The organism is Rhizobium beringeri, from assembly GCF_004306515.1.
In the GTDB taxonomy this organism is placed as follows: domain Bacteria; phylum Pseudomonadota; class Alphaproteobacteria; order Rhizobiales; family Rhizobiaceae; genus Rhizobium; species Rhizobium beringeri.
This window is the reverse complement of record NZ_SILG01000006.1, coordinates 184,470-201,709: the sequence shown is the minus strand read 5'-3', so window position 1 is coordinate 201,709 and position 17,240 is coordinate 184,470. Positions and strand designations below refer to the sequence as shown.

The 17,240-nt window shown below is 60.3% G+C and carries 15 protein-coding genes and 3 pseudogenes; 6 read left to right on the top strand and 12 right to left on the bottom strand.

The genetic code is table 11. The features are described 5' to 3' along the window. Window positions 1-61: 61 nt before the first annotated feature. Window positions 62-1,612: an ABC transporter substrate-binding protein gene (locus tag ELH03_RS35285; RefSeq protein ID WP_130767535.1), complete on the bottom strand. Its 1,551-nt coding sequence runs from the start codon at window positions 1,610-1,612 to the stop codon at window positions 62-64. 19 nt (window positions 1,613-1,631) lie between these two features. Continuing rightward, on the bottom strand, window positions 1,632-2,945 hold the full coding sequence (locus tag ELH03_RS35280) for a M20 family metallopeptidase (protein WP_130767534.1): 1,314 nt from the start codon (window positions 2,943-2,945) through the stop codon (window positions 1,632-1,634). A gap of 115 nt (window positions 2,946-3,060) precedes the next feature. On the opposite strand from ELH03_RS35280, the gene ELH03_RS35275 reads away from it, so the two are divergent. Together ELH03_RS35275 and ELH03_RS35270 are read left to right on the top strand one after the other, a co-directional pair. Then, window positions 3,061-3,825, top strand: coding sequence for a GntR family transcriptional regulator (locus ELH03_RS35275; RefSeq protein WP_128410213.1), 765 nt, complete (start codon window positions 3,061-3,063; stop codon window positions 3,823-3,825). Between the two features lie 27 nt (window positions 3,826-3,852). Further along, window positions 3,853-4,575, top strand: a pseudogene (locus ELH03_RS35270) (DinB/UmuC family translesion DNA polymerase); the annotation flags it as partial. Between the two features lie 361 nt (window positions 4,576-4,936). Here the strand turns inward: ELH03_RS35270 and ELH03_RS35265 are convergent. Then, window positions 4,937-5,083: a DUF1127 domain-containing protein gene (locus ELH03_RS35265; protein ID WP_128402225.1), complete on the bottom strand. Its 147-nt coding sequence runs from the start codon at window positions 5,081-5,083 to the stop codon at window positions 4,937-4,939. A gap of 934 nt (window positions 5,084-6,017) precedes the next feature. Here ELH03_RS35265 and ELH03_RS35260 point away from each other — a divergent pair. Both ELH03_RS35260 and ELH03_RS35255 read left to right on the top strand, forming a co-directional pair. Then, the gene (locus tag ELH03_RS35260) at window positions 6,018-6,368 is read left to right on the top strand and encodes a LysR substrate-binding domain-containing protein (RefSeq protein WP_245504934.1); all 351 of its coding nucleotides are present in this window, start codon (window positions 6,018-6,020) and stop codon (window positions 6,366-6,368) included. A gap of 13 nt (window positions 6,369-6,381) precedes the next feature. Beyond that, window positions 6,382-6,897: a DUF2867 domain-containing protein gene (locus ELH03_RS35255; RefSeq protein WP_128402226.1), complete on the top strand. Its 516-nt coding sequence runs from the start codon at window positions 6,382-6,384 to the stop codon at window positions 6,895-6,897. A 428-nt stretch (window positions 6,898-7,325) separates the two neighbouring features. Here the strand turns inward: ELH03_RS35255 and ELH03_RS35250 are convergent, their stop codons facing one another. Then, on the bottom strand, window positions 7,326-8,579 hold the full coding sequence (locus tag ELH03_RS35250; protein WP_130767533.1) for an ATP-binding protein: 1,254 nt from the start codon (window positions 8,577-8,579) through the stop codon (window positions 7,326-7,328). 98 nt (window positions 8,580-8,677) lie between these two features. On the opposite strand from ELH03_RS35250, the pseudogene ELH03_RS35245 reads away from it, so the two are divergent. Together ELH03_RS35245 and ELH03_RS35240 are read left to right on the top strand one after the other, a co-directional pair. Continuing rightward, window positions 8,678-9,114: pseudogene (locus ELH03_RS35245) on the top strand (DinB/UmuC family translesion DNA polymerase); the annotation flags it as partial. A 56-nt stretch (window positions 9,115-9,170) separates the two neighbouring features. Further along, window positions 9,171-9,269 (top strand): annotated as a pseudogene (locus ELH03_RS35240) (cold-shock protein); the annotation flags it as partial. 47 nt (window positions 9,270-9,316) lie between these two features. Here the strand turns inward: ELH03_RS35240 and ELH03_RS35235 are convergent. The 8 genes from ELH03_RS35235 to ELH03_RS35200 form a co-directional block, all read right to left on the bottom strand. Then, a complete protein-coding gene (locus ELH03_RS35235; protein ID WP_128402228.1) occupies window positions 9,317-10,129 on the bottom strand; it encodes a hypothetical protein in 813 nt (270 codons plus the stop codon). A gap of 130 nt (window positions 10,130-10,259) precedes the next feature. Continuing rightward, on the bottom strand, window positions 10,260-10,976 hold the full coding sequence (gene hutC, locus ELH03_RS35230) for a histidine utilization transcriptional repressor HutC (protein WP_128402231.1): 717 nt from the start codon (window positions 10,974-10,976) through the stop codon (window positions 10,260-10,262). A gap of 33 nt (window positions 10,977-11,009) precedes the next feature. After that, window positions 11,010-11,786 (bottom strand): enoyl-CoA hydratase-related protein, encoded by a 777-nt coding sequence (locus tag ELH03_RS35225; protein ID WP_130767532.1) that lies wholly within the window; start codon window positions 11,784-11,786, stop codon window positions 11,010-11,012. Continuing rightward, window positions 11,783-12,697 carry a 3-hydroxyacyl-CoA dehydrogenase family protein gene (locus tag ELH03_RS35220; RefSeq protein ID WP_130767531.1) on the bottom strand — a complete coding sequence of 305 codons (915 nt, stop codon included), beginning with the start codon at window positions 12,695-12,697 and terminating at the stop codon, window positions 11,783-11,785. The genes ELH03_RS35225 and ELH03_RS35220 overlap by 4 nt, the downstream gene beginning before the upstream one ends. A gap of 2 nt (window positions 12,698-12,699) precedes the next feature. Further along, window positions 12,700-13,905, bottom strand: coding sequence for a CaiB/BaiF CoA transferase family protein (locus ELH03_RS35215; RefSeq protein ID WP_245504933.1), 1,206 nt, complete (start codon window positions 13,903-13,905; stop codon window positions 12,700-12,702). A 16-nt stretch (window positions 13,906-13,921) separates the two neighbouring features. Then, window positions 13,922-15,472, bottom strand: a complete 1,551-nt coding sequence (locus tag ELH03_RS35210) for an HAL/PAL/TAL family ammonia-lyase (protein WP_130807005.1) — start codon at window positions 15,470-15,472, stop codon at window positions 13,922-13,924. A gap of 112 nt (window positions 15,473-15,584) precedes the next feature. After that, window positions 15,585-16,502, bottom strand: a complete 918-nt coding sequence (locus ELH03_RS35205) for an ABC transporter substrate-binding protein (RefSeq protein ID WP_245511923.1) — start codon at window positions 16,500-16,502, stop codon at window positions 15,585-15,587. A gap of 8 nt (window positions 16,503-16,510) precedes the next feature. Further along, entirely contained in the window at window positions 16,511-17,236 is a 726-nt protein-coding gene (locus ELH03_RS35200) for an ABC transporter permease (protein ID WP_128404971.1), read from the bottom strand. Between the last annotated feature and the right edge of the window lie 4 nt (window positions 17,237-17,240).

Here is a 17,240-nt window from a genome sequence, read left to right as displayed (position 1 = left end):
AGCATGTTCCTTGGGACAAGAGGGCCGGACGCCATGTCAGGCGCCCGGCGATATTGACGGATCAGCCGCGCTTGGGCGCCTTGTCGGTCAACGAGGCGTAGTCGAGACGGAAAACCGAGGCGCGCGGATGCGCTTCGAACCCCTCGACCCAGTTGCGCTTCGCAGCCAGCACGTCGAAGAAGGACGGAATGATTGAGGGCACTTCGTCGTTCATGATTTCCTGCGCCTTCGTGTAGAGGGCGGTGCGCTTCTCCGCATCGATCGTGCCGCGGGCTTCTGCGACCAGAGCATCGAAAGCCTTGTTGTTCCAGCGCGTCTCATTCCAGGAGGCGTCCGACGTGTAGAGTAACTTGAAGATGCCATCCGGGGTCGGCTGCATGTTGTAGAAGCCGACATAGAAGCTACCCTTCTTCCAGACCTGGTCGAGATAGGTCGCATGCGGCATGGTCTGCACGTTGATGGTGATGCCGGCCTCCTTGGCCATCTCCTTCAGCGCCACGGCGAGCTGGGTGCGCACGGCCGGACGGTCGGAGGCGACCAGCGTTGCTTCGAGGCCCTTGGGGAAACCTGCTTCCGCCAGCAGCTTCTTGGCTTCCTCGATGTTCTTCTCGCGCTGCTTGACATCCTTGAAGAAACGGTAGGACGGGTTGAGCGGCGTGTCGTTGCCTATGGTGCCGAAACCTTCGGTGACGAAACCGACCATAGCTTCGCGATCGACGGTGAGCGCAATCGCCCGGCGCACGCGGGCATCGTTGAACGGTGCCGTGTCGCAACCGAAGTTGATGTTGCAGAACTGGCCGGACGGCGTGCGCAGCGTGGTGATGCCGTCATTGCCATCGACGCGCATGAATTCCGGCGGCTGGATGGTCGAGACGATGTCGATATCGCCGGCGAGCAGCGCGGAGCTTTCCGCCGAGGTATCCGGGAACACCTGCACTTCGATACGGTCGACATAGGGACGGGCCGGATCGTAGTAGGTCGGGTTGCGCTCGACGACGATCAGGCGGTCCGGCTCGTAGGACGCGAGCTTGAACGGACCGGTGCCGACAGCCTTGCTGGAAAGGCTCTTCAGGTCGCCGGTGGCGATTGCGGCCGGAATGATGCGGGCATTGGTATAAGCCATGGCGACGGGAAGGTCGGCATAGGCGCTCGACAGCTTGAACAGCACGGTCGAATCATCGACAGCGACGATATCGGCGATCGGGCCGACATTGTTACGGCCCGGCGATGCCGTTGCCGGATCGAGGATCGCCTTGAAGGTGGCGACGACATCCTTGGCGGTGAAGGCGGAACCGTCATGGAAAGTGACGCCCTTGCGCAGCTTGAAGGTCCATTCGGTCAACGCGTCGTTTGCGCTCCAGCTCTCAGCCAGATCCGACTCCACCGACATGTCGACCTTCAGCCGCGTCAGGTTGCTGTAGAGCAGTTCGGTGACCAGGTATTCCGGGTTGACGCGGGTCAGGAGCGGATGGATGACGCTTGCTGCTTGATCGACCGAGATGCGCAGCGTGCCGCCCATGGCCGGCTTTGTGGTCTGCGCCAGGCCCAGCACCGGTGCAGCAAAGACGGCGGCGGTGCCGGCCAGGAAGACGCGACGTTTGATTTCCAGCATTTTTCTGTTCCCTTATGATTCAGGCGCGGTTTTCAGGAATGGAGTCGGCGGCAAAGTCCGCCGCGAGATAGGCCAGTATGCTTTTCGCCAAGGCGATGATGTCCCGGCGGGTAGTATGCTCTTCGGGACTGTGGATGCAGCTTTCCGGCCGGCCGAGCCCGCCCAGCAGCACTTCCTGCGCAAAGCCGGACTTCTGCACGTAGCCGAAGTCGGAGCAGCTTGCGGCGCCCCATTTTTGGAAGTCTTCCGGCTTGTAGCCGAAGCCCAGCGACAGCGCCTTTTGCCAGCGCGGCCAATGGGGACCTTCCGGATCGTCCGTCGGGATGAGGTGGCCGACAAGGTCCATTTCGAGCCCCAGCCCTGTGCCCGCAACGCTGTCGTGGATCAGGCTTTCGATCTCGGCGCGCGCATCCTCATAGCTTTCTTCCGGAGCGTAACGCCGGCTCACGAGAATCTTGATCTCGGCCGGGACCTGGCCGCCGGCAGTGCCGCCGTTCACGGCCGAAATTGAAAGCTGCGGTCGCAGCGGACCTGACGCGTGCGGCGGTGGCGTCAGTGCGGATGCCCGGCTGGCCACGTCCGGCTTCAATGCCATCAAGGCATTGAGCAAAGGTAAGGCGCCTTCGATAGCATTGATGCCGGCGCCGGTGCGATTGCCTTCGCCCGCATGAACGGCGTGGCCCCTAATCGTCAACTGCAGATTGAAGACGCCGAAGCAGCCCTCCCAGATGCGCGGCGCCGCGGACCCGTTGAAATTGACGATATGGCCTTTCAATATGCCCTGCTCCGCCAGATAGCGAATGCCGGGATATAGGCCCCCTTCCTCATCGGTGCAGAGGAGCAGCATCGGATCGTAGTACAGAGGCAGACCGCATTTTTTGGCAGACCGCAACGCCAGCAGGGTTGCTGCGATCGTGCCTTTCATGTCCGCTGCGCCGAGCCCGAATAGATCGTCACCCTCGACCGTCAGTTTCAAAGGATCGCGTGCCCAGCCAGGCGCGGCCGGGACCGTGTCGACATGATAATAAAGACCGCAGACGGGCTTTCCCGTATCGCGGGTGGCAATGAGGTTGGTCCGCTCGCCGGATGCCGGTCCACCGGCCACGAACCAAAGATCACGCGGCACGACGACCCGCTCGAATTCAAACCCCAAGGGCGAAAGGAGTTCGGCCATCAGATCGGCAAAAGCGTCATAGCCCAGTCCCGGTGGGAATGAGGTGTCAACTTCGATCATCCGGGCCAGATCATCGACAGCAACCTCGACATCCCGCTCGATCGCTGCCATGGCAGGTCCAAAGATCTGTTGCGAAGTAGCTGGCTGCGGCATGTTCATGGCAGTGCCCTCGGTATCCGTCGCGCCGGCCTCCCAGCTTGCGCTTTTATATAAACTATATAGTAATACTGCGTAGATCGAGACCCTGAGTCAACTCCAAAGAAGAGGCAAATCATTGCCGGAACTGCCCAACAATTCATCAGGAGTGGTCAAGCTGACGGAGTTGTCGTTGCCGCTTTATGAAGTGGTCAAACGACAGATCACCGAAGCGATCATGCTCGGCAAACTGGAGCCGGGTTCGGTTCTGCCGAGCGAAGTGGCGCTGTCGCAAACCTATGGCGTGGCCGTGGGTACGATCCGGCGGGCGCTAATGGATCTCACCAATGACGGTCTTCTCAGCCGCCGTCGCAAGACCGGCACAGTCGTGACCGGTCGCAAGCCGCAGCACAGCCTGCGACTGTTTTTTCAATATTTTCGACTGCACGGGCTGGATGGTTCGCTCAGCAAGTCGGTCACGAAGGTGACTTCGCTCGACAGGAGCGTTGCTTCCACGGCCGATGCGCGAAAACTTCAGATCGACGAAGGATCGCCGATCGTCAGCTTCCACCGGGTGCGTTACGTCGACGAACGCCCGATCATGCATGAGACGCTGACGCTTTCGCGCGAACGGGTCCCCGACTTCCCGGAAAGGCCAGAGGAAATCCCTCAGCTCTTCTACCTGCATCTGCTGGAAAATTATGGAATCCGCATCTCGGCCATACGCGAGCAGATCGGCGCCGATCTTGCGGCCGAGTGCGATGCCCATTGGCTGGACCTGAGCCCGCCAGCAGCGGTCCTAACGATCGACGAAGTGGCCTATGACCAGATGGCTGTACCGGTTTTGATTTCAGCGCATCGGGCAACCACCGCCAACCACCGCTATGTCAACGAGGTGCAGTGAGGCGATGTCTTCGCAGGCCACATGGACGATGTCACCGAGAATCTAAAGGGCATGGAAATCGCCACCGAAATCGCCCAGGAGATTCGCGCGAAGATCAACCAGGTCACCGGGCTCAACGCCTCAGCCGGCATTTCGTACAACAAGTTTCTCGCCAAAATGGCGAGCGACTTCAACAAGCCCAATGGCCAGGCGGTCATCACCCCGAAGAACGGACCAGGTTTTGTCGAAACCCTCCCCGTCAAGAAATTCCATGGGGTCGGGCCGGCCACCGCCGAGCGGATGAGGAAGTACGGGATCGAGACGGGCCTTGATCTGAGATCGAAGTCGCTCGCCTTCTTGCAGCAGCATTTTGGCAAGTCCGGTCCGTATTTCTACGGCATCGCCCGTGGGATCGACGAACGGCAGGTTAGACCTGATCGCGTCCGGAATTCGTTGACGACATCGACAATTTCGATCTCGCCAAAGCCGAGCTGCGACCATTAGCCGAGAAAGTCCGGCGCTACTGCGAGGCGCACGACATCACGGGAAAGACCGTAACAGTCAAAATCAAATATTCGGATTTCAGCCAGACGACCCGCAGCCAGACAGTGTTGGGAGCGGTCTCGGACGTCGACCAGATGCTGAGATTGCAGAGACCTGCTCGCCTCGGTGTTCCCGTTCAAACGTCCGGTGCGGCTCTTGGGGGTCACCCTTTCGTCGCTCAACACCGAAGAGAGCGGGCAAGAACCGCAGCTGGATCTGGGACTTTGATGCAGCCGGGCCTGAAAACGAAAAAGCCTGCCGCGGGAGGAGGTGCGGCAGGCATTCCGAAAAGAACCGAACAGCAGCTGGGAGGAGGAATGCCGCTGTTCCGACAGACGTCTCTTGGGAGGAGGAGTGAGCCGTCTGAAATCAAAGCTCTGCGGGAGGAGGTGCATCACTTCGATGAAACCAGAATACCCATTTTCGCCGCACATTAAATAGACTTTGCTGCAGTGCAGCTATGCGGAAAATGCACGACCCCCCCTGACGAAAGAAATCTCCAACCCAGGGCTTCGTGGCAGGCCAGATACAGAAACGCCCGCGTCATCAGCGGGCGTTTAGTCATTCAATATGGCCTCGGAAAAGCCGCTTAACGAGCGACCGACTGGCGGGCAACGCTTTGGATGTCGGCACGATCGATACCGAGGTCCTGCAGTTCGCGCGAGCTCATGCGGCCAAGTTCGGTAACGGTCTGACGATACTTGCGCCAGTTATTGAAAGAGCGTGCTACGTTCATGATGATCCCCTTTCGTGAGGTCTCTTGACGCTAGCAACCTCGCTTTGGTTCCAACGTCGTTTCGATAATTGGAATATAGGCTCTTGCCCAGCCGTCGATAAGGCACAAGGTCTCAGGTCGGCCATGCGCTCACAGCATGGGTCCGGTCAGATATGGGTCGAGGGGGGCCATCAGGCGCGGAAGCGATCGAAGGCGCAGACCGCTGTCGTTCAATATTGGGAACACGTATCGCCTCCCGATGTGCGAAGCCGCTCGTCTCAACGAGTCGTTCAGATCGGCGGACTACAAGGCAACATCGTTCCGTGCACTGCGAGGTGCCGACCCGCTACACTGGTCTGCTCCCGACCGCAGCTCATTCCCATGAATCCATCTGGCGATCCGCGAGCGAACCCGGCGTTGCGCGTGTCGGTGATGCGGATAGCTTCATCAATATCCGCAAGTGCGGAAACGTCTGTCAACGGCGGAGCAAAAGCAGGCCAGTGTGGCGGAGTAAAACCAGGCCTGGCAGTGGCGCAACGATGCCAGCGGCAAAAATACCCGCGCGATATCGTCAGCGATCCGGCGTGGTCGTCGGGTTGATGCGTCCACGCAGCACCATGAACTGCGCACCTCTGCCGCGATATCGTCACCGCGTTTAAACATCGTCGTAAAGGATGCCCTTGATCCGCGTGTTCCGGTGGCCGTGACCAGCGCTGCAACTCTGTCACCCGCCAATACGACGTCGGCGTCGATGGCCAGGATCTTCGTCCGGTCACACTGGAACTCGTTTTGCGAAGGAGGCCTATCGCCACAGTTGGGGAAGATGTTTTGGACGAATAGGGAAGACGTGCGGCAAGGGTAACGGCGCGGGAATGCGAATCCGTCGCATAGGCCAAGAGGACACGATGCTGTATGCCTCTCGGCGTATATCGAAGCTCGAGGCGAGCCGGCGACAGTGTCGGAGCTCGCCTTTCACGACGCCGTCACTTACGGCCGCAGCGGGAGGGTGCAGTCCTGGATGCTCGAGCAGGAAGGAGCCATCCTCGAATTCAATCCGAGGTCCAGGTTCCGATTCGACGCCATCGCGGACGCCGTGGCAGATGGCCTCGGACTGGCCTGGTTGCCCTATTGGCTTGTTCGGAAACGTATCGAGTCCGGAGAACTCGTAAGAGTAATGCACCAGATATCTTCTCACGTGTCGGAAGTGTGGGCCGTCTGGCCCGAGGGACCTCGCCTGCCCACCCGCGTGCGGTCCGCTATCGACGCACTCGCAGTAGCATTCCCCAAGCTCGCTTCGCCTCCATGATCGAGTTTTCGGCATGTGTTTAGAACGCAAAACGCGGGTGCGCCGGACGACGCCGCCACCTGAAAGCGTCGTTGCAAGCTGGTACGAGAACGCCAGCCTACTCGACAGCTACAGCATCGATTTGAGTTCATCGAAACAGTACAGCATGCGCGTGCTGGCGACCCGGACAGTCGGTGATCCGCCCGAGTGGATCAAGGCGTTGATCGCGGTGCGCGACACCTTGGTGACGCCCTTTGGCGTCAAGACCTCTGGAGAGGTCCGAGCGTCCAGGGCTGACAACGAACGCGTGGACTTCTTCCCTGTGCAATGGGAAAGCAACGACGAGATTGTGCTGGGTGAGGATGATCGACACCTGGACTTTCGATTATCGCTGCTCCGTCGCAATTCTCCAACCGGCACGCAGCTCATCGCGACAACCGTCGTGCACTCCCACAATGCCTTCGGCCTCACTTATCTCAACGTGATCAGGCCTCTTCATCACCTCGTGATCAAGGCCAACCTGGCACACTTTGCGCGAGCACAAGGTTAGGTGGTCACAAAAATCTTGATTTTATCAGCGTCGATGTCGTGCTCCGGCGATGAGAAAAGCCGGCGGCGGGCGGATCGTCGCAATCTCGTCCTTTGCCGGTTGGTACATCACCCCGCAACCAGGACCCGCCCATTCGTCGAGTAAGGCGGCGAACGTATGTGAACCAGAGACGCCTTACTCTGACGAGATAAGTGCTTGCTAAATCAAATGTCGAGACATGTCTTGCCTGTATGGTAACGCGAGCGGGCGCCAAAGAAGAAGGCCTCAACCGGTATGATCCCGAACCGATCTAGCGCGTTGATCGTCCACTTCGTCGCCAAGACCATCTGTCAGGATGGCGCTCGCGATGGAATCGAAGATGGCGAAGCTGCCTCCGCCGAACCGGACCAGCGCACTCGCGGCACAGTGCTCAGCGCCTTCCGTTGTTTTTACATCGACCAGAGAATTGATAGGGGGGCGGCGTGCAACTTCTCTCCGAACGGGGTCACGCGATCATGATCGTGAAGCACCAGGCCACGGATAAAGCGCTCCCCAACAGCTTCCTGTAGTTGCCTCAACCCTTTGAAGTCGTCCGATTTGACCGTGGCTGATGCTTTCACTTCAATCCCAACGATCCGCCCGCGACGGTCCTCGATTACCACGTCCACCTCGTCCTGATCTTTGGTCCGGTAGTGCGAGAAGGTTAGGCGCCGCTCCGACCAGGACGCGAGTTTCAGAAGCTCGGAAACCACGAAGCTTTCCAGAAGTGCTCCAAACCTGGTTCTGTCGCGTCGCAGCGTTTCCAGATCGTCTTCCCGGAGGCTAGCGAGAAGGCCCGTATCGACAAAGTGAAGCTTTGGGGTTTTCACGAGGCGGCTGAGGCGGTTGTTCGACCACGGCGCGATAGTCCGCACCAGAAAGAGCCGCTCAAGGATTGCCACATATTTCTGGGCCGTTACGCTCGACAATCCGAGCGCTGATCCGAAGCTGCTGTGGTTCACCAGTTGCCCAGAATGTTCAGCAAGAACGTCAAGCAATCGCGGCAGCCGGTCAAGCTGGTCGATGTTGGCTATATCCCGCACGTCACGATCGAGAATGAGAGACACGTAGTCCTCAAGCCATGCCGTCCGGCGCGCCGGTGTCGATCGGCGTAGAACTTCAGGATACCCCCCCTTCAGGACGACATTCATTAAATCATCGCCAAAAACGGCCCCTTCACTAGTCGCCGGCTCATCACCAGCAAACAAGCCATCCAGCAACCGGCCAGGCGTCGAGAGAATTTCGGATTGTGCAAATGGAAGCAGCGAAACGACTGCCATTCGTCCCGCCAGGGAATCGGCAATAGCCGGCACCGTTGCAAGGTTGGCGGATCCAGTTAGCAAGAACCGGCCGGGCTTTTCGTCACGATCTACGCTTTCCTTGATGGCTAGCATCAGATCAGGAGCACGTTGGACTTCGTCTATTACAGCGCGGTCGATGCCGCGAATAAAGCCGGTTGGATCAGACTTCGCGGCGTTCAGCGTACCAGCGTCGTCCAGGGTTATGTACGGACGATTGCCATCGGCAAACTGCCGTACGAGCGTCGTCTTCCCCGCTTGACGCGGCCCTGATATAAGAACGACGCGCGTGTCGGCCAACGCGGTTTCCACAATGGGCCTGGCTTTTCTTTCTATGTAGGATTTTGCCGTAGGATCAGTCTTCATCCGACCATTCTTAGTTCACATTCCGTCTGATTTAAAGCCTAAATGCGGCCAATTTAAATTTTCATGTCCAACACCGCTGAAGGGCGATGCGTCTACTTTTCGGCAAGTCGGGACCCTATTTCTACGGCATCGCCCGTGGCATTGACGAGCGCCAGGTCAAACCCGACCGCATCCGCAAATCGGTCGGCGCGGAAGACACATTCGCCGAGGATATCGATGACGTCGAACGCGCGACGCTGAGCTGAGGCCACTTGCCGAGAAGGTCTGGCACTACTGCGAGGCGCAGGGTATCGGCGGCAAGACGGTGACCGTGAAGATCAAATACTCGGATTTCACCCAGGCGACGCGCAGCCGGACTGGCACAGCGCCGTTGGCAAACATGGCGGACGTATTCGACGCGGCATCCGGACTTCTGGCAACCGTCTATCCCTTCAAACGGTCCGTGCGCCTGTTGGGCGTAACGCTCTCGTCGCTGACCACCGATCAGTCGAGCGACGCCATGGAAGACCATCCGCAACTCGATCTCAATCTGTAGCAGGTTAGTGCGGACAATGGCGCATTGGCTAATAGACGCAACAAGGGAAAGGCTTCATTGTGTCTGTACCAAACCGACATAGGGGATTTGGCTTCATCACTCCAGAGAATGGAGGAGCGGATGTATTCGTTCACGTGTCTGCTTTGCAGCTAGGCAGTGTCACCAAGAACCGTTCTTGTTCCGACCCCAGAAGGGGCCTTCCTCAAGCCCCCGCCATTATCCCTTTCAATCGCGCCGCAATCGTCGCAATCTCCGGCAGCGAGGCATCAAGCCGCTTGAGCTCCGCGTCGAGCAGTACCGGCACGCTTGCCCCTTCCGGCAGCGCCGCCAACGCCATTCGGCGGTGCCCGTCGAGCCAATAGGGCTCTTCCTTCCCACCAAAGCGCGACAGCGCCAGCAGCGGCTTGCCCTTGCGGTCGGCGCCATATTGGAACTGCACATACTTGCCGCCCAAGACCGGGTTGATTTGGGCCACCTTGACTTCTCGAAGATCCAGCGTGGATTCCCGCCGCGCCAAACGGCGGCTGCGATCGCTCTTGGCGCCTCCCGCGAACAGGCCAATCCCTGCTGCCGCGATCCCCAGCACGAGGGCGCTGTCCACGAGCGTGCGGTTCCACAGCATGTCCAACCCCAGCGACAGCGCCGCTCGGTTGGGCTGCGATGCCGAACGCACCACGTCGACCTCATAATCGCCCGTGTGGAAATTCACGAACATCAAGTCGATATCGTGCTCCACGCTCTTGCCTTCGATTTCATAGGCGACATGGGCTGAGCAATCGACGAATACTACCCGCCGCGCATGGCATTCCCCATCGGTGATCGTCGCGTCGGGCACCGCCACCGGATCGCTCGCCACCAGCCAGTCATTGACCACGCCTGGCGCCTGCCATACCCCGATGAACCCCGCCACCCCCAGCAGCATCAGCGCCCCGAGATAGAAAAATACCCCCGGCCAAACCCCCGTCTTCCGGATACGAATTTTCCGGTTGGGCAACGCTTGGTTCAGGTCTGTCATCTCTTTTCCTGCTTTAGCCCGTTCTCGTTCCTCTAGTTGCTCTTAAATGTCTCTGAAGCGACGAGCGCAATCTCAATCGTGTGGGATAACGCCTACTTATGGAACTTAGTCGTTAGGCTCGCGCGGCATGTCAACGGATCGCTTCAAGTCGGTACCGACCAGCCGGAGAAACCAAGCGAGCAACCGAGACTACATTCCGGTTTGAAGTGAGGCGCACGTGGATGGACAAACACGGCTTGGTCGGAAGGATCGCAAGGAGCGTCTGTTCCCATCCCTCTGGCGAAACCGCTCTTATGGAATATTCGTTTCTGGCACCCTGCGCGGCCTCTAGGAGATAAGAAGTAGGCGTGCGCTCCGTGAAATCCTGCGTGAGGTAGGCAGGAACGGCGCTCGGAAGTACGAAGCGATCTTCCAGCTGCACCGGAACGTTGTCTTTGTGATGCAGGATCACGGAATGAAAAACGGTGGAGCCGACCTCAACCCCGAGTTCATTGCCGATCTCGAAACTGGCTGGATGTTCAGACAATGTGATAACATTGGCCGTATGGATTTTTCCACGCTGGCGAATATCATCAGCAATATCGAGCATATCGAAGACCGCCAGGAAGCCCTTTGGCTTGGCTACGAACGAACCGGTCCCGGGTATCCGCAACAGTACGCCTTCGCCGGCAAGTTCGTACAACGCGCGCTCTGCGGTGGTCTTGCTGACCCCATATGATACCACAAGTTCATTTTCGGACGGCACACGGTGGTGCGGCGGCCATTTTCCGGTACGGATACAGGCGAGAATAAATTGTTTGACGTCCTTGTAGGTTCGCAAGCTTCCTGCCGGAGCTGGACCGCTTATGTGGTTATCCTGCCCGCGCGGCGTCTCCACGGCTTATCGTCCCTTGAACTGCGGCCGTTCCTTCGCGCCAAAGGCACGCATCCCCTCCGCCCGGTCGTCGCTTGCCGCAATCAATGCGGACAGCGAACGCTCGTAACGAATGCCAGCGGACAGCGGAGTCTCGAAACTTTCGAGAACAGCGGCCTTGGCCATGGTGACCGCGATGGGGGCAGCCTGGGCGATACGCTCAGCGATCGCGCAGGCTAAATCCTCCACCGTCTCGCCATCTCCGGCGATACTGCTGATCAGGCCGCAGGCCCTCGCCTCTTCCGCACTAAGCTTTCGCCCGGCCAGAACCATCTCCATCGCCATCGACTTGCCGACGGCGCGCACCAGGCGCTGCGTTCCGCCGGCGCCGGGTATGGTGCCGATCGCGGTTTCCGGCAGGCCGAATAGCGCCGTTCGATCGGCGACGACGATGTCGCAGATCAGCGCCAGCTCAAGACCGCCGCCAAGGGCATAGCTCGAAATCGCGGCGATGAGCGGCTTGGTGATGGCCGCCACTTCGTCCCATTTCTCGCTGAAGCCGCTGGTATAAAGCTCGATGGGACTGGCGGCGGCAAGCGATCCGATATCGGCGCCGGCGGCAAAACCGCGCTCGCTGCCGCAGATGACGATCGCCCGTATCGCCGAGTCCGCCTGACAGTCGCGAAGCGCATCGACAAGCCCAGTCAACATCTCGATGTTGAGCGCGTTTCGCTTGGCCGGACGGTCGAGGATGACGCGCGCGAAGCCGCTTTGCGTCTCGGTTTTGACGAGAGATGATGTCATGGCTTGCGCCTTTCCGTCAGCAGGCGGACGGTATCGTCGCGGCGCGCGATTGCAGCCGCGATCTCTTCAGCCGTCCAGTCGTAAAAGCCGCGACCACTCTTCGTTCCGAAAGCACCCTCCTCGCATAGGCGGCTCACCAGGGAGGGTATGGCTTCGTTGCGGTCCAGTGCCGGCATCAGAATACGCGACACTTTCTCGACCGTGTCGAGACCGGCCAGATCCATCAGCCGCAGCGGCCCCGCCGCAGACCAGCGCGGCGCAAGCGTCGTTTCGACCGCCCGGTCGACATCCTCAATCGAGGCGGCACCCACTTCGACGAGGTGAAGTGCTTCTCGCAGGATCGCATATTGCAGCCGGTTGACGACGAAGCCCGCTATATCGGTCTTCACCTCGATCACTTCCTTGCCGATATCGGCGCAGAGTTCGCGGGCGCGTTGGACGACCTCATCCGACGTTTTGTCGCCGCGCACGATTTCGACAAGCGGCATGACGGTCGGCGGATTGAACCAGTGAATGCCGACAACCCGCTCCGGCCGGGCAAGCCCCGCCGCGATCAGGGTGATCGGAACGCTGGAAGTATTCGTCGTCAAAAGGCAATCGACCGGCGCCATGGCTTCGATCTCGCCGAAGACGCGCTGCTTCAGCGTAACGTCTTCCGCGAGATTCTCACTGACGATGCCGGCGCCGGCAACGCAATCCTCCATCGAGGTCGTGTACGTGACCGCCGCTTCGCCAGCGATGGCGACGATCCGGCTCCGCGCCTTGTCAAGCGTCTCCGCGCTGCGGGAATAAATGGCGACGGGATAGCCTTGTGCTGCAAATACGCCGGCGATGCCGGCACCCATCGTGCCCGCGCCGAGGACGGCGACCTTCGGCCGGGTGCGGGTCTTGTGATTGATGTCCTGCGTCATAGTCAGATGACTCCCCGCAACCTGAGGTTTTCGATATCGGGGCCAGCCAGCCCCAACTCATCGCTCAAGACTGCATCAGTATGTTGACCCAAGGTCGGCGCGGCATAATCTCCGCCCGAGGGAATGCCGCTGAAACGGACCGGCTGGGGCATAACCTGGAATTCACCGGCATTGCCATGCTGCACGGTATGCAATAGCTGGCGGTGTTGCGCATGCGGCGTAGCGAGCGCCTGGGCGAGATCATAGATCGGCGCGGCGGGGACACCCGCCTCATCGAGCAGCTGCGTCACCTCCTCCGTCGAGCGGGTGCGCGTCCAAGCCTCGATGAGGGCTCGCAGCACCTCCTGATGGCCCTGCCGATCCGGATCCGTCTTGAAGCGGGGATCCGCGGTCAGGCCCGGATTGCCGAGCGCGCGCGCAAGGCGGGCAAAGAGCGCGTCGTTGGCAACGGCGATGACAACATAGCCATCGGCCGCCTGATAGGAATCCATCGGCGCACTGATCGGATGCGCGTTGCCGACGCGGCCAGGTGCGCCCTTGCCGCCTGTGATCTGCGACAGTGAGACCATCTGCAGGGACATGATGGAATCGAGCATGGCGACATCGACATGCTGGCCCTTGCCGGTGCGATCGCGCTGAAGCAGCGCTGCAAGCGCGCCCCAGGAACCATAGATCCCGGCCACGACATCGCCGATCGCGTCGCCAACGCGGGTCGGCGGGCCGTCCGGCCAGCCGGTGACCGTCATGATGCCGCCCATCGCCTGGACGACGTGATCATAGGCGGCGCGGTGGGCAAGCGGCCCGTCCTGACCAAAGCCGGAAATGCTGACATAGATGAGGCGCGGATTGAGCGCTTTTACGGCCTCGTAGTCGATGCCCAAACGCGCCGTGACGCCCGGCCTGAAATTCTCGACGAGAATATCGGCCTGCTTGATCAATCCGAGCAACAGCTCGCGGCCCTCATCCGATTTCAGATCGAGCGTGACGCTCTTCTTGCCGCGATTGACCAGCATGAAATAGCTGCTCTCGCCGCCGACATGCGGGGAGAAGGCGCGGGAATCGTCGCCATGATCGGGGATTTCGATCTTAGTCACCGTTGCGCCGAGATCGCCGAGCATGGCGGAGCATAAGGGCCCCGCAAGCACGCGCGCCAGATCCAGCACCTTTATTCCATCGAGCGGCCGTAAGGCCTGCATTGCTTCGGTCACGGAAGTCTCCAAGCTCTTAAACGTTGACTGCGAGGGCACGGTCGACGGCCCCGGCGATAGTGCCGTTGTCGATAAGGTCGCGGACGGCCTGCAATTCCGGATACATGGCGCGGTCGCTGTCGCGCGGCGGAACGACCTGCCGGATCGCGTCATAGGCCGCACCCGTGCCCCTGCCCGGCCGCAAAGGCCGGTGAAATTCCAGCCCCTGGGCGGCACAGATGAGCTCGATCGTCAGGATATCCGCGAGATTGTCGGCCGCTGTGCGCGCCTGCATTGCGGCGGAGACGCCCATGCTCACATGGTCCTCCTGGCTGGCGCAGGTGCTCACCGTATGGACCGAAGCCGGCGCCGCAAGGCTGCGATTGTCGCCGGCGATGGCAGCGGCCGCATAAGGCGGGATCATGAAGCCGGAATTGGCGCCGCTCGCGCCCATGAGGAAAGGCGGCAGCTCGCTGATATGGCCGTTGGTCAGGCGGTCGGACCTTGCCTGCGACATGGTGCTCACATGGGCGATTGCGATCGCCAGCACATCCAGCGCGAGCGCCGTCGGCGCGCCATGGCCGTTGCCGCCGGGCAGAGGCACAAGCTCCTCATCTTCGATGACGAAAACGGGGTTGTCAGTCACCGAATTGATCTCGATGGTCAGGACATCGCGGCAATAGGCGAGCGCATCGCGCACGCCGCCATGGACCTGCGGAATGCAGCGCAGGCTGAGCGCGTCCTGAAGGCGATGATCGCGATGCTTCGCCAGTACCTCGCTATCCGACAACAGGTTTCGCAGCCGGCTCGCCGTCTCGACCTGTCCAGGATGCGGCCGCATCCGCTGCAGGCGTTCGTCATAGCCCCGGCTGTTGCCCTTCAGTGCCTCCAGGCTCATGGCGCCGGCGACATCGGCGATCGCCACCAACTGCTCGGCCTGATGAACGGCAAGCGCGCCGATGCCGGTAATCTCATAGGTGCCGCTCATCAGCGCATGTCCTTCGCGCGGACCGGGAGCCTTGATGGTGATACCGGCGCGGGTCATCGCCTCGCGTCCGGAAAGCAACTCGCCTTCGTACCAGGCGCGTCCCTCGCCGAAAATGACGAGACCGATATGCGAGGTTGCGATCAGATAGCCGACCGAACCTTTCGCAGGTGACCAGGGAATGACGCCGCGATTGAGCATCTCGCTCATGGTCTGCACCAGCCCGGCGCTGACGCCGCTGCAACCCTGCAAGAGCGCCTTGATCATCGTCGCCATGATGGCGCGCACGGCCGGCGGATCAAGCGGCGTACCCATGCCGCTCGCATGGCTGAGCAGCATTTTGAGCTGCGCACGGGAAATATCCTCGGGTTGAAGCTTCACGGTGTAGAGGTCACCGACCCCCGTCGTCAGGCCGTATATCGGCCTGTTTGTCTCAATGGCTTGGAACAGAAGACTCTGAACTTTGCTCATGCCGTCTACTGCATCGGGGCAAAGGGTCACTCTTGCTCCGGCGGCGATGTCCGCGATTTCCTGGATCGTGGTCGGCGACGCGCCGAGCCGAACGGTCGCGGAGTTCTGTGAACGTTTGTTGCTGTGCGGCATTTCCGGTTTCCTTGGGCGGACGCCAGCCTTCCCCGTCTGGAGACAAGCGGCCCCTCTACTTCCCTTTATTCAGGTCCGGCGGCCGAACATGGCTCGGCCGCCGTGATATCGATTAGTTCAGCTTGTTCTTCGCCAGCCAATCGCCGGCAACGGTGTCGAAGCTTTCCTGATTGGCGAGGCGGCCGTTCATCTCGATCAGGTCCTCGGTCGTCAGCGCAGCGGAGATGGCGTTGAGCGTCGCGGTGACCTTGTCGTTGACCTTGCTGGTGGCGATGATCGGCAGGATGTTCTGCGCCGGGAACAGGTTCTTCGTATCCTTCAGCGCGACGAGCTTGCTCGCCTTCATCGCCGGATCGGTCGAGGTCATATCAGCGGCTTGAACCTGACCGTTGGTCAGAGCCGAAAGAGTCAGCGGACCCGCCACGTCAAGGGTTTTGAAATCCTTGAATACCAGGCCATAGACGTCCTTCAGCCCGACGACGCCTTCCTTGCGCGTCTTCCATTCCGGCGGACCGCCGAGGATGAGTTCGCCGGCGACCGGCTTCAGATCCTCGATCGATGTCAGGGAGTATTTCTTGGCGGTTTCTTCGGTGACGGCAAGCACGTCCGAATCCTGGGCATCGGATGCGGTCAGCATCGACACGCCATTCGGCAGCACCTTGCCGAGCGCCTCGACGACATCCTTCGGAGCGTGCGCGGTCGCGTTCTTGTCGAGATAGCTCAGCGTCGCGCCGGCATATTCGGGAAGAAGATCGATCGAGCCGTCGAGCAGCGCCGGCATGTAGACTTCACGGCTGCCGATATTGAGCTTCGTGTCCACCTTCATGCCCTTGGCAGCGAGCGCCAGGGCATAGATCTTGGCAAGAAGCTGGCTTTCCGGGAAGTCCGCGGATCCGACGATGATCGTATCGGCATCCGAGCGTGGCGTGCTCGAGGACAAGGGGTCTTCAGCCCGCGCCAGCGGAGCGACCGTGAGAAGGGCAGAAATGGCAATAGCGCCGATTGCAAGCATGTTTCGCTTTATCATCATCGTTCTTCCTAGCTGTTCCGTTGTTTTTCGTTTGCAAGCTGGCGCCGGATGGCGACGCCTTTCACAGTCCGGCGCGTCAAGCCGGGCGAGACTGCGATCCTTGAGGCGAGGCCGAAGAACAGGTCGACGATCAGGGCGAGAACACCCACGAGAACGGCGCCAGCGGCCATTTGCATGTAGTCGTTTTGGGCGCGGCCATCGATGATGAGCCGGCCGAGGCCGCCAAGCGAGACGTAGGCAGCGATTGTCGCTGTCGAAATCACCTGCAGGGCCGCACTGCGGAAGCCCGAAAAGATCAGCGGCAATGCACAGGGAAACTCGACGGTGAGCAGCAAGGCGAGTGGTCTGTATCCCATGCCTCTGGCCGCATCGACAGCCGCCGGATCCACCGAGGTGATCCCGGAATAGGCGCCCATCATGATCGGCGGCACCGCAATCAGCACCAGGACAGCGATGCTTGGTACCAGATAGGCCAGGTCCGTTTTGAAATAGGGTCCGACGAGGATGACGAGCAGGACGATCAGGCCGAGGCTCGGCAAGGCGCGCGTGGCGTTCGCAAGCCCCGCGATCAGGAATGTCCCCTTGCCGGTATGCCCGACATAGAGGCCTGCAGGCAGGCCGATGAGCGCTGCGATGAAAAGAGAGATGAAACTATATTCCAGATGCTGGGCGAGAAGGTTCGGGATGCCCTCCGAACCGTGCCACTGCGCTGGGTTGAGAAACCATTCGATCATCAGC

What these genes read in the sequence shown, in the direction of transcription:
- ELH03_RS35285 (WP_130767535.1), bottom strand. Translation starts at nt 1,612, where the DNA reads ATGCTGGAAATCAAACGTCGCGTCTTCCTGGCCGGCACCGCCGCCGTC.
- ELH03_RS35280 (WP_130767534.1), bottom strand. Translation starts at nt 2,945, where the DNA reads ATGAACATGCCGCAGCCAGCTACTTCGCAACAGATCTTTGGACCTGCC.
- ELH03_RS35265 (WP_128402225.1), bottom strand. Translation starts at nt 5,083, where the DNA reads ATGAACGTAGCACGCTCTTTCAATAACTGGCGCAAGTATCGTCAGACC.
- ELH03_RS35255 (WP_128402226.1), top strand. Translation starts at nt 6,382, where the DNA reads ATGTGTTTAGAACGCAAAACGCGGGTGCGCCGGACGACGCCGCCACCT.
- ELH03_RS35250 (WP_130767533.1), bottom strand. Translation starts at nt 8,579, where the DNA reads ATGAAGACTGATCCTACGGCAAAATCCTACATAGAAAGAAAAGCCAGG.
- ELH03_RS35235 (WP_128402228.1), bottom strand. Translation starts at nt 10,129, where the DNA reads ATGACAGACCTGAACCAAGCGTTGCCCAACCGGAAAATTCGTATCCGG.
- ELH03_RS35225 (WP_130767532.1), bottom strand. Translation starts at nt 11,786, where the DNA reads ATGACATCATCTCTCGTCAAAACCGAGACGCAAAGCGGCTTCGCGCGC.
- ELH03_RS35220 (WP_130767531.1), bottom strand. Translation starts at nt 12,697, where the DNA reads ATGACGCAGGACATCAATCACAAGACCCGCACCCGGCCGAAGGTCGCC.
- ELH03_RS35210 (WP_130807005.1), bottom strand. Translation starts at nt 15,472, where the DNA reads ATGCCGCACAGCAACAAACGTTCACAGAACTCCGCGACCGTTCGGCTC.
- ELH03_RS35205 (WP_245511923.1), bottom strand. Translation starts at nt 16,502, where the DNA reads ATGATGATAAAGCGAAACATGCTTGCAATCGGCGCTATTGCCATTTCT.
- ELH03_RS35200 (WP_128404971.1), bottom strand. Translation starts at nt 17,236, where the DNA reads ATGATCGAATGGTTTCTCAACCCAGCGCAGTGGCACGGTTCGGAGGGC.